This window comes from Delftia sp. WSY_22, assembly GCF_043104185.1.
Classification (GTDB): Bacteria; Pseudomonadota; Gammaproteobacteria; order Burkholderiales; family Burkholderiaceae_C; genus Comamonas; species Comamonas tsuruhatensis.
In genome coordinates this window covers 211,951-225,970 of sequence record NZ_JBICKN010000007.1, presented here as the reverse complement: position 1 = coordinate 225,970, position 14,020 = coordinate 211,951, and the positions used below count along the sequence as shown (strand labels likewise).

13 protein-coding genes are annotated in these 14,020 nt (G+C 68.1%); 3 read left to right on the top strand and 10 right to left on the bottom strand.

What is annotated here, in order from left to right:
* Window positions 1-151: 151 nt before the first annotated feature.
* From ACF8NF_RS06100 to hpf, 9 genes are all read right to left on the bottom strand, one after another.
* Window positions 152-910: an ABC transporter ATP-binding protein gene (locus ACF8NF_RS06100; RefSeq protein ID WP_016449149.1), complete on the bottom strand. Its 759-nt coding sequence runs from the start codon at window positions 908-910 to the stop codon at window positions 152-154.
* On the bottom strand, window positions 907-1,905 hold the full coding sequence (locus tag ACF8NF_RS06095; RefSeq protein WP_016449148.1) for an iron chelate uptake ABC transporter family permease subunit: 999 nt from the start codon (window positions 1,903-1,905) through the stop codon (window positions 907-909). The genes ACF8NF_RS06100 and ACF8NF_RS06095 overlap by 4 nt, the downstream gene beginning before the upstream one ends.
* Window positions 1,902-2,885, bottom strand: coding sequence for an ABC transporter permease (locus ACF8NF_RS06090; RefSeq protein WP_392450264.1), 984 nt, complete (start codon window positions 2,883-2,885; stop codon window positions 1,902-1,904). Before ACF8NF_RS06090 ends, ACF8NF_RS06095 begins: the two co-directional genes overlap by 4 nt.
* A 46-nt stretch (window positions 2,886-2,931) precedes the next feature.
* On the bottom strand, window positions 2,932-3,942 hold the full coding sequence (locus ACF8NF_RS06085) for a siderophore ABC transporter substrate-binding protein (RefSeq protein WP_392450263.1): 1,011 nt from the start codon (window positions 3,940-3,942) through the stop codon (window positions 2,932-2,934).
* A gap of 14 nt (window positions 3,943-3,956) precedes the next feature.
* On the bottom strand, window positions 3,957-5,723 hold the full coding sequence (gene fes / locus ACF8NF_RS06080; RefSeq protein WP_392450262.1) for an enterochelin esterase: 1,767 nt from the start codon (window positions 5,721-5,723) through the stop codon (window positions 3,957-3,959).
* Window positions 5,724-5,727: 4 nt separating this feature from the next.
* Window positions 5,728-7,905, bottom strand: a complete 2,178-nt coding sequence (locus ACF8NF_RS06075; protein ID WP_392450261.1) for a TonB-dependent receptor — start codon at window positions 7,903-7,905, stop codon at window positions 5,728-5,730.
* Between the two features lie 239 nt (window positions 7,906-8,144).
* Window positions 8,145-9,101, bottom strand: a complete 957-nt coding sequence (hprK, locus tag ACF8NF_RS06070) for an HPr(Ser) kinase/phosphatase (RefSeq protein ID WP_016449143.1) — start codon at window positions 9,099-9,101, stop codon at window positions 8,145-8,147.
* 31 nt (window positions 9,102-9,132) lie between these two features.
* Window positions 9,133-9,606: a PTS sugar transporter subunit IIA gene (locus ACF8NF_RS06065; protein ID WP_016452020.1), complete on the bottom strand. Its 474-nt coding sequence runs from the start codon at window positions 9,604-9,606 to the stop codon at window positions 9,133-9,135.
* A gap of 155 nt (window positions 9,607-9,761) precedes the next feature.
* Window positions 9,762-10,121, bottom strand: coding sequence for a ribosome hibernation-promoting factor, HPF/YfiA family (gene hpf / locus ACF8NF_RS06060; protein ID WP_016449141.1), 360 nt, complete (start codon window positions 10,119-10,121; stop codon window positions 9,762-9,764).
* Window positions 10,122-10,485: 364 nt separating this feature from the next.
* On the opposite strand from hpf, the gene ACF8NF_RS06055 reads away from it, so the two are divergent.
* Together ACF8NF_RS06055 and ACF8NF_RS06050 are read left to right on the top strand one after the other, a co-directional pair.
* Entirely contained in the window at window positions 10,486-11,409 is a 924-nt protein-coding gene (locus tag ACF8NF_RS06055; protein ID WP_016449140.1) for a phosphoribosylaminoimidazolesuccinocarboxamide synthase, read from the top strand.
* Window positions 11,410-11,551: 142 nt separating this feature from the next.
* A complete protein-coding gene (locus ACF8NF_RS06050; RefSeq protein WP_016449139.1) occupies window positions 11,552-12,136 on the top strand; it encodes a DJ-1/PfpI family protein in 585 nt (194 codons plus the stop codon).
* Between the two features lie 29 nt (window positions 12,137-12,165).
* On the opposite strand, the gene ACF8NF_RS06045 is transcribed toward ACF8NF_RS06050, so the two are convergent.
* Complete coding sequence (locus ACF8NF_RS06045) at window positions 12,166-13,026, bottom strand: DMT family transporter (RefSeq protein ID WP_047326333.1); 861 nt, start codon at window positions 13,024-13,026, stop codon at window positions 12,166-12,168.
* A gap of 94 nt (window positions 13,027-13,120) precedes the next feature.
* Between ACF8NF_RS06045 and ACF8NF_RS06040 the strand changes: the two genes are divergently transcribed.
* Window positions 13,121-14,017, top strand: a complete 897-nt coding sequence (locus ACF8NF_RS06040; protein ID WP_392450260.1) for a LysR family transcriptional regulator — start codon at window positions 13,121-13,123, stop codon at window positions 14,015-14,017.
* Window positions 14,018-14,020: the final 3 nt, after the last annotated feature.

Sequence of the window (14,020 nt, the reverse complement as noted above, 5' to 3'; positions counted from 1 at the left end):
CCCCCGTTGCACGGCGCCTCTCTACCCGCTTCGCGGGGGAGGGGGCATACGGGCAGCCGGCGACACCCTCGCGGCGGGGCGGCGCGGCCGGCTTAGGCCCTTGCTTGGTGTCCCTCGCCTCAGGCCGCGCCAAGCCCGAAACACCGCATGTTCAGCCAAAGTAATGGCAAAGCCTGCGGCCCTTGACCTCGTGCACGCTGACGGGGATGCCGTAGAGGCTGCTGAGGACCTCGTCCTGCACGACCTCGGCCGGCGTGCCCGCCACGGCCAGGCGGCCGTCCTTGAGCGCGATGATGTGGTCGGCGTAGCAGGAGGCGAAGTTGATGTCGTGCAGCACCATGACCACGGTCTTGCCGCGCTCGGTGACGGCGCGGCGCAGCAGGCCCATCATGCTGACGGCGTGGGCCATGTCCAGGTTGTTCAGCGGCTCGTCCAGCAGGATGAAAGGCGTGTCCTGGCACAGCACCATGGCGATGTAGGCGCGCTGGCGCTGGCCGCCTGACAACTCGTCGAGAAAGCGCTCGGCCAGCGGCGTGAGCTGCAGGTACTCCAGCGCCTCGTCCACATGGCGCACATCCTCGGGGCCCAGCCGGCCCTTGCTGTGCGGAAAGCGGCCGAAGCCCACCAGGTCGCGCACCGTCAGGCGCAGCGTGCTCTGGTTGTCCTGGCGCAGGATGGCCATGATGCGCGCCAGCGCCTCGGTGGGCGTGGTGGCCACGTCGCGGCCAGCCACCAACACCTGGCCTTCCGTGATCGGCATGAGGCGGCTGACCAGGGACAGCAGCGTGGATTTGCCGGCCCCGTTGGGGCCGATGATGGCCGTCAGCGCCCGCTCGGGCACGTTGAAGTTGAGCTCCTGCAGCACGGTCGTGCCGCCATGGCGCTTGAGCAGATCACGCACCTCGATCATTGGGTCCCCTTGCGCATGAGCAGCACGATGAAGACGATTCCACCCAGGAACTCCACCACGATGCTCAGCACGGTATTGAATTGAAAAAGCTGCTCCAGCAGCACCTGGCCGCCCATGAGCAGCACGCAGCCCCAGAGCACGGCCGCAGGCAGCACCCAGGCATGGCGGCGCGTGCCCATGGCGTGATACGCCATGTTGCTGACCAGCAGACCGAAGAAGATGACAGGCCCGACCAGGGCCGTGGACACGGCCACCATGCAGGCCACCACGGCCAGCAGCCGCAGCACGCGGCCATCGTAGTCCAGGCCCAGGCCGATGGCGGCATCGCGCCCGAGCGAGATCACGTCCAGCACGTGGCGCTGGCGCCAGATCCAGGCGCTGCCCAGCGCGATCAGCAGCAGCGACGGCACCAGCAACTGCAGGTTCACCGCGTTGAAGTTGGCGAACATGCGGTCCTGCAGCGCCGTGAACTCATTGGGATCGAGCACGCGCATGGCCAGCCCGGCCAGGCTGCGAAAGAAGATGCCGCCCACCATGCCCACCAGCAGCATCAGGTGCAGGCTGCTGGCATGGCCTACGAACAGCCAGCGCATCAGCAGCACGCTGAAGCCCACCATCAGCACGATGTTGAGCGCGTAGCGCCCGACCTCGCCCATGGCGGACACGCCTGCCGCGCCCAGCATCAGCACCATGGCCGCCTGCACGAACAGGTACAGCGCATCCAGCCCCATCACCGAAGGCGTGAGGATGGTGTTGTGCGACACGGTCTGGAACACCACGGTGGACAGGCCGATGGCGCAGGCCACCAGGGCCATGGTCAGCACCTTGGCGCCCCGGTGCTCCAGCACGAAGGCCCAGTCGGTCCTGACGCCCACGGTCATGAAGGCCAGCAGGCACAGCAGCGCCAGCCCTCCCAGCAGCGCCAGGCGTCGGCCCCGGCCCCAACTGCGCGCAGACGGATCGGCGCAAGCAACGGATTGGGGCAGGCTGCTCATGCACGGTCCTTGCGGCGGCGCAGGATGAGCGCCAGGAACAGGGCACTGCCCAGCACGCCCAGCACGGTGCCCACGGGGATTTCATAGGGCGCGATCAGCATGCGCCCGACCAGATCGCACAGCAGGGTCAGGCCCGCGCCGATCAGCGCCACCCACAGCACGCTGCGGCGGACGTTGTCACCCAGGACCAGGCGCACCACGTTGGGCACGATCAGTCCCACAAAGGGAAGGCTGCCGGCCGTGACCACCACGGCGGAAGTGGCCACGGCCACCACCACCAGCCCCTGCCAGACCAGGCGCCGGTAGTTCAGGCCCAGATTGGTGGCAAAGCTCTCGCCCAGGCCGGCGACGGTGAAGCGGTCGGCCGCCAGGCAGGTCAGGGCGGTGACACCCAGCGACAGCCACAGCAACTCGTAGCGGCCCTGAACCACCAGCGAGAAATCGCCGTTGGACCAGGACTTGAGCGCCTGCATCATGTCGAACTGCAGCGCCAGAAAGCTGGCGGCTGCCTCCAGCACGCCGGCCAGCACCAGGCCGACCAGGGGCACCATCCACGACGAGCGCAGCCGGATGCGCGAGAGCACGGCCAGGAACAGCGCCGTGCCCAGCAGTGCCGCCACGGCCGAGATGCCCATCTTGGCCATCACCGGCCAGTCCGGCACCCAGAGGAACGCGGCCAGCATGCCCAGGCTGGCCGACTCCACCGTGCCCACGGTGGAAGGCTCCACGAAGTGGTTGCGTGCCAGCATCTGCATGAGCAGTCCGCAGACCGCCATGGACGCGCCGGCCAGCAACAGGGCCAGGGTGCGCGGCACGCGGCTGTAGACCAGCACCTGGCTGGCCAGGTCGTCCTCGCTGCGCGACCACAGCACGCTCCAGTGCATGTCGCCCGCGCCCACCATCAGGCTGGCCAGCGACAGCGCCAGCAGCAGGCCCAGCGCGAAAAGCCAGGCAAGGGCCTGGCGAGAGGGGCGTGACATGGGCACGGCGTGCGCGGTGGCGACAGGCGGGCTCAACGCTTTGGCGTCATGTGCGGGCAAAGGCATCCGACAGCTGCTGGATATTGGCCTTCAGCGCGCCCGGCCCGGCGTTGGACAGGGTGTACCAGTTGGCTGCGTTCAGATAGACCACCTGCTTGCCGCGCCAGGCCTTGGTGGCGCGCACCAGCGGGTTGTCCAGCAGTTGCTGGGCGGTCTTGCCATCCTGGCCGATGGCCACGTCGCGGTCGATGACGAACAGCCAGTCGGGATTGGTCTTGAGCAGGAACTCGAAGGAGACCACCTGCCCATGGCGCGCCACCGTCAGGTTGTCGATGGCCGGCTTCACGCCGAACACATCGTGCAGCATGCCGAAGCGCGAGCCCGGACCGTAGGCGCTGAGCTTGCCGCCCGAGGTCAGCAGCACCAGCCCCTTGCCCGCGTTCTGCGCCTTGCCATGCAGCGCGGCGATGGCCTGCTCCACGGCCCGGACCTCGGCCTCGGCCTTGTCCTGCAGGCCGTAGACGGCGCCCAGCGTGCGGATGTTGCGGTAGATATCGGCCATCTGGTGCTGGTCGCTGACGCTCAGGTCCAGCACGGGGGCGAAGCGCGACAGCTCCTTGTACTTGGCCTCGGAGCGGCCGCCCACGATGATGAGGTCGGGCGAAAGCGCCTTGACGGCCTCGTAGTCGGGCTCGAACAGGCTGCCGATGCGTGCGTATTTCGCATCGGCATAGCGGGCCAGCAGCGGCGGCATCTTGAACTCGGGCACGCCACGCACCTCGCCGCCCAGCGCCTGCAGCGTGTCCAGCGCCGCCAGCTCGAACACCAGCACGCGCACGGGCTTGAAGGGCACCTGGATCTCGCCCTTGGCGTGCGGCACGGTCACGGTCTTGCCGACCGCTGCCGTCTGTGCATGGGCCATGGACAGTGCCAGAGGCAGCGTGACCAGCATGCCCGCGCCCTGGCCCATCGTCGCCAGGATGTGGCGCCGGGAATGATTTGCATTCAAGGTGTTCATTCTTTCAATGATTGCTGTATTGCCAGGAAGTTCAAACATTGGCCTTGGCGGCCTCAGGGAAGTGCGGGCGTGCTGTCCGGCATGCGCTCGCAGGCCGGCAGGCCCTGGGCAAAGCGCCCGGGGTTGAGCAGGGCCACCAGGCCGCAGGCCAGCGATCCCTGCCATTGCAGGTAGTCATGGCTGGTTTCATGCTCGGCCTGCGTGACCTCGTAGCCCTTGGCGCGCAGCACGTCGGCCAGGTGGCGGTTGGTTTCCAGGATGCCGTCCTGCCCGCCGCGTGCACGCTCGTAGCGGCCTGCATCCAGATAGAAGCGCACGGGCTGGCGCGGCTCCTGGGCATAGCGGCGCTGCACCCAGCCCGGCACCTCGCCGGCCGGCGACCACCAGAACGATCCCGACATGCTCAGCACGTTGCCGAACCAGCGCGCATTGACCAGGCCCGCATAGGCCGAGGCCAGGCCGCCGAAGCTGGAGCCGCCGATCACCGTGCGCGCCGCAGGCTGGCTCAGGCCCTGCTCCCCCACCCAGGGCATCAGCTCCTCATCCAGAAAGCGCGCGAAGGCGGTGTTGGGCGGCAATTCCCTGCCGCGTGCCTGCGGGCTGGCGTTGTCCACCAGGACCACGGCCGTGGGCGGGATCAGGCCGTCGGCCATGAGGTTGTCGATGAGGGTGGGCGTGGACACCTGCTTTGCATAGGCATTGCCGTCGAACAGCACCAGCAGCGCCTCGGGCGCCTGGCCGCCCGCCGGGCGGTAGGTCCAGACATCGCGGCTGTTGCCCAGCACGCGGCTTCGCAGGCGATGCTGCACCAGTTGTCCTTGCGCCACGCCCGCGCGCGGCGCCACCCAGGGCTGGGGCGGCGCCTTGGGCAGCTCCAGCACGGAGGCGCCCTGGAAGACATCGATGAAGCCGCCCTCGGGCGGCTGCGGGAAGGTCTTGGGATTGAGCGGATCGCGCTGCGCCGTGGCCAGCAGGGCGCGGCGCTGCTCCATGGCCGAGCCTTCGATCAGCGGCACATCGGGCGCCAGCCGGTAGCTGAGCCTGGCGTTGTCCGCCATGCGGAAGCTGGCCCACCAGACATCGCTGCCGGGCAGATGCTGCAGCGGATCATGGTTGCCGGCCGGGCTGCCGAACAGGCGCACGCCCTGCATGCCCGCACGCGGCCGGCCGCGCCACAGGAAGGTGACCAGGGAGTGCCCCTCGGACAGGGGCTCGACCATGGGTGTTCCTTCCTCCTGCACGCGCCGCCAGAAGGCGTCGGCAGCCACACCAGCACCCGCGCCGCGCTGGATTGCCTGCGCCAGAGCCCGCAGCCGCGGGCTTTGCAGTGCCGGAGGCTCGGAGGTGGCCGAGGCCTTGTTGCCGGCAGGCGCCAGGCTGGAGGTCAGCCGCAGCGCGAAGCGCCCCGCTTCTTGCGCCTCACCGCCGGAACCGGGGTCAGCCAGGGCCACGCGCCTGGCCACCAGCCGCTGCCGTCCGGCTCCCTCCGTGACCCACATCAGCGACTGGGCGCCGCCATCAGGCCTGGCCAGGCGACGCAGGTGCCGGTCCTGGGCATCCTCCAGGTCGAGGGCCACGCCCTGCCCCTCGAATTCACCCTGGACCACATGGCCGGCGGGCAGATCGACGCGCCAGGACTCGCGCCCACCGGCAGCCAGGACCCCTGTGGCCGCCTGGCCTGGCGCCAGCGTGCCCGGCCGTGCGGCCAGGGCCCGCCGCGATGCGGTTGCCGTCATGTCTTCAGCGGCATGGACGGCTGCGCCCAGCAGGCACAGCAGCGAGGTGGCCAGGCACAGGCCTTGTCGTGCAGCTTGCGCCATGGCGTCAGAAGTCCACCGTGGCCGAGACACGCACCGTGCGCGGGCCGCCCGTGGTGGCGAAGTTGTCATTGAAACTGCCGGCCCAGTAGGACTTGTCGAACAGGTTCTCCACCGTGGCGCGGAAGGTGACGGGTTTGGCCGCGATGCGGGTGGCATAGCGCGCGCCCACGTCCACGCGGGTCCAGCTGGGCATCTTCAGCGTGTTGGCCGAATTCACCCATTGCGCGCCCGTGTAGATCAGGCGGCCGGTGAGCGTGGCGCCCGGCAGCGCGGGCACATCCCACTCGCCGCCCAGGTTGGCCGTCCAGCGCGGCACGCCGTAGACGCCGTAGCCGTCGCGCGCGCCGCCCTGGGTCTTGCTCTGGATGGCCTGCGTATAGGCCAGGCCGCCCAGCACGCGCGTGCCGCGCAGCGGCTCGCCGAACACATTCCACTCCAGGCCCCGGTTGCGCTGCTCGCCATCCATCAGCAGGCGGTTGGTCGCGGTCTCCACCACGGACGAAGGCCGCTCGATCTGGAACAGCGAGACCGTCTGCGTGAAATCACCCGTGCGCCACTTGGCGCCGATCTCGAACTGCTTGGTCTTGTAGGGCGCGAACACTTCGCCGGCATTGGCGTAGGTGGCGCCGACGATGGAGCCCGCGCTCAGGCCCTGCACATGGTTGGCGTACAGCGAGACCGCATCGCCCCAGGGCTTGACCACCAGGCCTAGCGCGGGCGAGATGGCATGTTCGTCATAGCGCGCCATCTTCTGGTTCACGCGCTGCAGGCGCGCGCCCACGGTGAGCTGTACGGTGTCGCCACCCCAGCTCAGCGTGTCGGCCAGGGCCAGGCTGCTGAGCACGTCGTCGCGCTCCTGCTTGATGGCGCCGTAGGGGCCGGCCAGCGTGATGGGCGCAGGGTCGTAGATGTTGGTGATGTAGCTGGCGCTGGTGGCCACGGCCGCGCGGCCGCCCTTCTGGTTCATCCAGTTCACGGAGGCGACCAGCAGATGGCTCACGCTGCCCGTGCGCAGGCGCCCGCGCACGCCGAACTCGGCCGCCATGCTGTCGGTGTAGCCGTACTGGTTGTAGGTCTGGCCCACGGCCGAGCCGTCGCCCTGGGCGCGCAGCACCACGCGCGTGCCGTTGAGCATGCCGTCATAGGAATGCTTGCCGCTGCCCACCGAGCCGAACAGCGTCCAGTCCGCCCCCAGGTCCACCGAGCCGCGCAGCATCAGCGCATCGCTTTGCTGCTGGGCACGTATGCCCGGGAAGAGATTGGTCTTGGCGTCGGGCGCTGCAATCACCTGCTTGAGGTTCTGCATGCTGACCATCATCGGGCTGCCGTCGCGGATGTTGGAGCGGTAGCTGTAGGCATCCAGGCCCAGCGTGAAACCGTCGCCCTGGTAGTCGAGCGCCAGTGCGCCCAGGCCATGGCGGCGGTTCTGGCCGTCGATCTCGGTATCGCCGCCCGAGGTGCTGCCGTTGATGCGTATGCCCAGGCGGCGTTCCGGGCCGAAGCGGCGCGACACATCGGCCTGCAGGCCCAGCTGCGAGGAGCTGCTGAGCATGGTGGTCACGCGCGTGAGGTCCCGGGCCAGCGGACGCTTGGTCACCAGGTTGATGGTGCCGCCCACGGCGCCGCCCGGCGTCATGCCGCTCAGCAGCGCGCCCGGGCCCTTGAGCACTTCCACGCGCTCGATCATCTCGGTGGGCACATGGCCATCGGGCGCCAGGCCGTACAGGCCGTTGAAGCCCAGTTCCGAGGCATTCACACCCAGGCCGCGGATGGTGAAGTTCTCGTAGGCGTGGCCGGTGTTGGTGGTGAAGCGCACGGAGGGGTCGTTTTCCAGCACCGACATCAGCGTGGTCGCGTGCTGGTCGGCAATGCCTTCGGCCGTGTAGGAGGTGATGTTGAACGGCGTATCCATCACATCGCGCTGGCCCAGCACGCCCAGGCCCGCGCCCTTGGCCACCTGGCCGCCCGGCGCCACGGTGGGCAGTGCCTGGGGATCGGTGGTGCTGCGCACCGTGATCTCGCCCAGTTCGGCGTCGGCCGCCCAGGAGGCGGCGGGCAAAGCGGCAGCGGCAACCATGGCGCAGACACGGGCGATGGTGCCCAGGCCGTGGAACGGTGAAACGGGGGCGAAGGGGCTGACAGCGCCTGCGCGCGGCAGGCCGGTGCGGGAACGAGAGGACATCCGGGAGGGCTTTCAAGGCGGAAGAAAATGCGCCGCATCCAGGCCCGCAGCCCGTCGGGACACAGGCCGGATACGGCATCTGCCCGAATTATAGAAAATGAGAATTATTCTTATTTGAGAAAACAACGACAACGCACCGCGCGCAAACATGGGCGCACGGTCCGCAAACAATCCCGGGGAAAACAGTGGGGGCCAGGCAACAGGCCGCCGGCCGCCGGCCGCCGCGACGGCGCAGACTTCTAGAAGGTGTCGCCGCGTTCCATGGCGCGGCGGTGGCGCTGCACGAATTCCTGGTAGGTGTCGATGCCGCGCAGCTGCAAGATGGCATTACGCACGGCCGCCTCCACCAGCACGGCGATGTTGCGGCCCGCCACCACCTGGATCACCACCTTGCGCACGGGCACGCCGAGCACGTCCTGCGTCAGCGGCTCGGCTGGCAGCCGCTCGTATTCGCGCTCCATGGTTTCCTTGCGCACCAGGTGCACGATGAGCTTGAGGCGCATCTTGCGGCGCACGGCCGTCTCGCCAAAGATGGCGCGGATATCGAGCAGGCCAATGCCGCGCACCTCCAGCAGGTTCTGCAGCAGCTCGGGGCACTTGCCCTCGATCGTGGTCTGGTTGATGCGGTACAGGTCCACGGCATCGTCGGCCACCAGGCCGTTGCCGCGCGTCACCAGCTCCAGCCCCAGCTCGCTCTTGCCCAGGCCCGATTCGCCCGTGATCAGCACGCCCATGCCCAGGATGTCCATGAACACGCCATGCATGGTCGTGCGGTCGGCGAAATGCTTGGCCAGGTAGGCGCGCAGCACATCGATCACGAAGGCCGACTGCTCGCGCGTGGCGAACATGGGAATGTGGGCACGCTCGCACATGGACAGCAGCGCCTCGGGCGCCGTCTGGCCATCGGCCAGCACCAGCACGGGCGGCTCCAGCGTGACGATGCGTGCCACGCGGCGCTGGCAGTCCTGCGGCGTGGCGTTGGTCAGATAGGCGATCTCACGCTCGCCCAGCACCTGCAGCCGGTAGGGATGGATGTAGTTCAGGTAGCCGACGAGATCGGCGCCCGAGCGCGCCGAGCGCACGGCCATCTCGTCGAAGCGGCGCTCCGAGGCCCCCAGGCCCGCCACCCACTCCCAGCGCAGGCTGGAGCGGAACTCCTCGAAAAGGACGTCGGCGCTGATGGCACTGGGTCTCATGGCAAGGCCCGTGAAAAGGGGAAGAGAAAGTTTAGACCAGCGGAGCGGCGGAAGACTGCCAGCCGGCAATCATTCCATGCAGCCGGGCCGCATCGCCGCAGGACTTCAGCCGCTCGCGCAGCTGGCTGTCGCTGAGCAGTTCGGCGATTTCAGAAAGGATTTCCAGATGCTTTTGCGTCGCCGCTTCGGGCACCAGCAAAAAGATCAGCAGGCCCACGGGCTGCTCATCGGGCGCATCGAAGCCAATGGGATGGTCCAGCTGGAACACGGCTGCCATCGGAGCGGTCAGCCCCTTGATGCGACCGTGGGGAATGGCCACGCCATGGCCCAGCCCCGTCGAGCCCAGGCGTTCACGCGCGAAGAGGCTGTCGGTGATGAGTGCGCGGGACAGGCCATGCAGGCTCTCGAATAGCAGACCTGCTTCTTCGAAAGCGCGCTTTTTGCTGGTGACGTCGACGCTCACGAGCACTTGAGCGGCGGGCAGGATGGAGGCAAGACGGTTCATGGTTCGGGAAACAATTATGCACCGCAGTGCCGGAAACCGTGGGGAAACCCTGACCCCCATCAAAAACCGCCCCGAAGGGCGGTGGTCGTGCGTGGCACATCAGCCACAAAAACGCAGGTATTGTAAGCGCCCGCACAGGGCCGGCGCCTTACCTGTCACCCGACTGACGCCAGGGTCAGTCCAGCATCATCGAGCCGCTTGGCCGTGCCGTAGCGGCTGCCCTGCTGGCGGGTCTTGTAGCGCACCACGAGGCGGTCCAGCTTGTCAGCCAGCGCGTCGACGGCGGCATAAAGGTCGAAGTGAGAGGTTTCGACAAAGAGATCCTGGCCCTTGACGCGCAGCGTGCAACCGGCACGTTGGCGCTTTTCCTTCTCCTTCTGGTTATGAACGGTCAGCAAGACCTTGACATCCACCACCTGGTCAAAGTGTCGAAGAATGCGTTCGAGCTTGGCCATGACGTAACTGCGCAGCGAGGGAGTGACCTCCAGGTGATGCCCACTAATCGTCAGATTCATATCTAAACACTCCTTGCTCTGGATGGAAACAGCCCGGTCCACCGGGGGACGATCCGCCGGGACAGGTGCTTGCAGGCCGGAATGCGCATTCGTTTGCTTGCGAATCCACTATGCGCCCGGGTCGGGTCAAAAGCAACGCCGCAAGCCGATAGCGCAGGACGGTGCAGGGCCTTGGAGGCGGGTTTTGCGCGCCATGCGATTGGGCGCACAATCGGCGGGTTTGCCAGGCTGCGCCCCTGGGGTGGGGGTGGCCACAGGCCGTCCGTCACCGTGAGGCGCCGTTGGGTAGAATCGCGCTCCTGCGCGTGCCGCTTGCAGCCCTCCGGCCCCTGCAGCCTCTTTGCCAGATTGCCCCTTGCCTCACATGACCACCCAGTCCCGTCCCTCCGCCCTGCACACTTCCAACATTGCCTCGCTGCCGCTGCTCGCGCGCGGCAAGGTGCGCGACAACTATGCCGTGGGCGATGACCGCATCCTGATGGTGGCCTCGGACCGCCTCTCGGCCTTTGACGTGATCATGGGCGAGCCCATCCCCGGCAAGGGCGAGCTGCTGACGCAGATGGCGCTGTTCTGGTTCGACAAACTCGGCCACATCTGCCCCAACCACCTGACCGGCGAAGCGCCCGAATCCGTGGTCACGCCCGCCGAAGTGCCCCAGGTCACGGGCCGCTCCATGCTGGTCAAGCGCCTCAAGCCCGTGCTGATCGAGGCCGTGGTGCGCGGCTACCTGGCCGGCAGCGGCTGGAAGGAATACCAGGAATCGCGCTCGGTCTGCGGCGTTCCCCTGCCCGAAGGCCTGACCAACGCCGCCAAGCTGCCCGAGCCCATCTACACGCCGGCCGCCAAGGCCGAGATGGGCGACCATGACGAGAACATCACCTACGAGCGCACAGTGGAGATGGTCGGCGAGAAGCTGGCCTCCCAGATCCGCGATACAGCCATCCGCATCTACAAGGAAGCCGCCGCCATCGCCCTCGAAAAGGGCATGATCATTGCCGACACCAAGTTCGAATTCGGCCTGGACGAAAACGGCGAACTGGTGCTGATGGACGAGGTGCTCACGCCCGACAGCTCGCGCTACTGGCCCGTGGAAGGCTATGCCCAGGCGCTGGCCAAGGGCGAGAACCCGCCCAGCTACGACAAGCAGTTCGTGCGCGACTGGCTGGAGCAGGCCCAGGTCAACGGCAAGCCCTGGGACAAGAGCGCCCCGGCGCCCCGCCTGCCCCAGGAGGTGACCGAGAAGACGGCCGCCAAGTACCGCGAAGCGCTGCAGCGCCTGACGGCCTGAGCTGCAGCCTGCCTGTCCCCGCAAAAGAGAGCTTCGGCTCTCTTTTTCATTGCGCGGGCCCGTTTCTGCAGCCGGTCACGTTGGCGTCACCGACACTGCCACAATGCTCGTTCCCTCTGACTTTTTTCGAAGGAGCAAGCACATGGCCGGCAAGAAGATTCTGATGATCTGCGGAGACTACTGCGAGGACTACGAAACCATGGTCCCGTTCCAGGCCCTGCAGGCCGTGGGACACACGGTGCACGCGGTCTGCCCCGACAAGAAGGCGGGGGACCACATCAAGACGGCCATCCATGATTTCGAGGGCGCCCAGACCTACAGCGAAAAGCCCGGCCACAACTTCACGCTCAACGCCAGCTTCGCCGACATCAAGCCCGAGCAGTACGACGCCCTGGTGATCCCCGGCGGACGCGGCCCCGAATACCTGCGCAACTACGATGCCGTGCGCGCCGCCGTGCGCCACTTCTTCGACAACAACAAGCCCGTGGCCGCCGTCTGCCATGGCGCCCAGCTGCTGGCCGGCGCCGGCGTGCTCAAGGGGCGCACCTGCTCGGCCTACCCGGCCTGCCGTGCCGAGGTCGAACTGGCCGGCGGCACCTACGCCGACATCGGCGTGGACCAGGCGCACACCGAAGGCAACCTGGTCAGCGCCCCCGCCTGGCCGGCCCATCCGGCCTGGATCGCACAGTTCCTGTCCCTGCTGGGCACGCGCATCAGCCACGGCTGAGCACGCAGCCGCCGTTGGCGCCGGGCGGATCAACCGCCCCAGCGCACCAGCACGATGCCGCCGAACACCAGGGCCGAGGCCAGCATGCGCACGCGGCCCAGGCGCTCGCGCATCAGCCAGGCGGCAATCCAGCCTGCAAACAGCACGCTGCTTTCACGCAGTGCAGACACCAGCCCCATGGGCGCCTGTGACAGCGCCCAGGTCGCCATCCAGCTGGCGCTCAGCTGCATGGCGGCGGCCAGGGCGCACAGGCGCCAGGTGCGAGCATCGGCGCGCAGCACGGCAGGACCGCGCCGCCAGGCGACGATCAGCACCGTGGCCAGGCCATCGCCCAGCGTGAGCAGGGCCGCATAGAGCAGCGCGGAACCGGATGCGCGCGCACCCAGCCCGTCGATGACCGTGTAGCAGGCAATCATGGCGCCCGTGGCCAGCGCATAGCCGCTGCCGCCATAACCGCTGGCCGCACCGCTGCGCAACGACAGCGCCAGCACGCCCAGCGACAGGCACAGCACGCCGGCCAGCCCGGTCGCGCCCGGCCACTCACCGGCCAGCAGCGCCGCGCCCAGCGTCACGAACAGCGGCGCACTGCCGCGTGCCACCGGGTAGACCACGCCGAACTCGCCATGCTGATAGGCGCGCGGCAGCACGAAGTGGTAGACGGTGTGCACGGCCACCGAGGCCGCCAGCCACCACCACACCGATGCATCCCACAGCGCCGCCGCACGCCAGTCCAGCCAGGGCAGCACCAGCAGAGACCACAGGCTGGCCAGCCCCGTGGTCAGCGCCATGGCGACCATCTTGTCGCCGCCCAGCTTGATGGCGCTGTTCCATCCCGCATTCATCAGCGCGGCCCCCAGGGCCGCGGCCAGCACCGCGTTGCTCAATTCCATTCCATGGCCTCGTTCCTGATACGGGACGGGATGATGGATTCGCACCCAGATTAGATAAAGTCGAATCTTCGGAACCTTATCTTCAGGAAACCTGATGCGACGCCTGAACCTCGACCAGCTCCAGACCCTGGTGGCCGTGGCCGACCTGGGTACCCTGGCCGCCGCGGCCCAGGCCCTGCACCTGTCGCCGCCTGCCGTCAGCCTGCACATCCAGGAGCTGGAAGCGCGCCTGGACACACCGTTGCTGGTGCGCGGCAAGCGCCAGGCGCAGCTGACGCCTGCGGGCGAACTGCTGGCCGAAGGCGGACGCCGCCTGCTGGCAGACAGCGAATCCCTGCTGCGCCAGGTGCGCAAGCGTGCCGAGGGCTTTGGCGCCAGCGTGCGCATAGGCGCCTCGGCCGGCGTCAGCCCCCTGCTGCTGCCCGAACTGCTGCAATGGCTGGCCGAGCACGCACCGAGCGTGGAGCTGCGCCTGGAAGTCGTGAGCTCGGCCCAGGCCATGCAGCGCCTGGCGGCCGGCAGCCTGGACCTGGCCCTGGTCGGCCTGCCCCAGCCCGTGGCTGCGGGGCTCAAGGTGCTGGCCTGGCGCAACGACCCCATGGAGCTGTTCGCGCCGCCGCAGATGCCGCTGCCCGACCAGATCACGCCCGAATGGCTCAACGCCCAGCCCTGGATAGGCTTTGCCGCCGGCACCCAGATGCACCGCCTGCTGTCGCAATGGTTTGCCCAGGCCGGCCTGCTGCCCCAGCCGCGCATGGAGATGAGTTATCCCGAAGGTATACGCGCCCTGGTCGCCGCAGGCCACGGTCCTACCGTCCTGCCACGCGAGGAGCCCATGGACGCCGTCAGCCGCACCCTTCAGCAGCGCGGGCTGAGTCCCGCCCTGACACGCCCGCTGGGTCTGGCCTGCCGCAGCGCCTCGCAGCAAGACCCGGCCGTGCAGGCCGTGGTGCGCGGGTTGATGCGATTTGCCGATCCCGTACGAAAGTAGGCG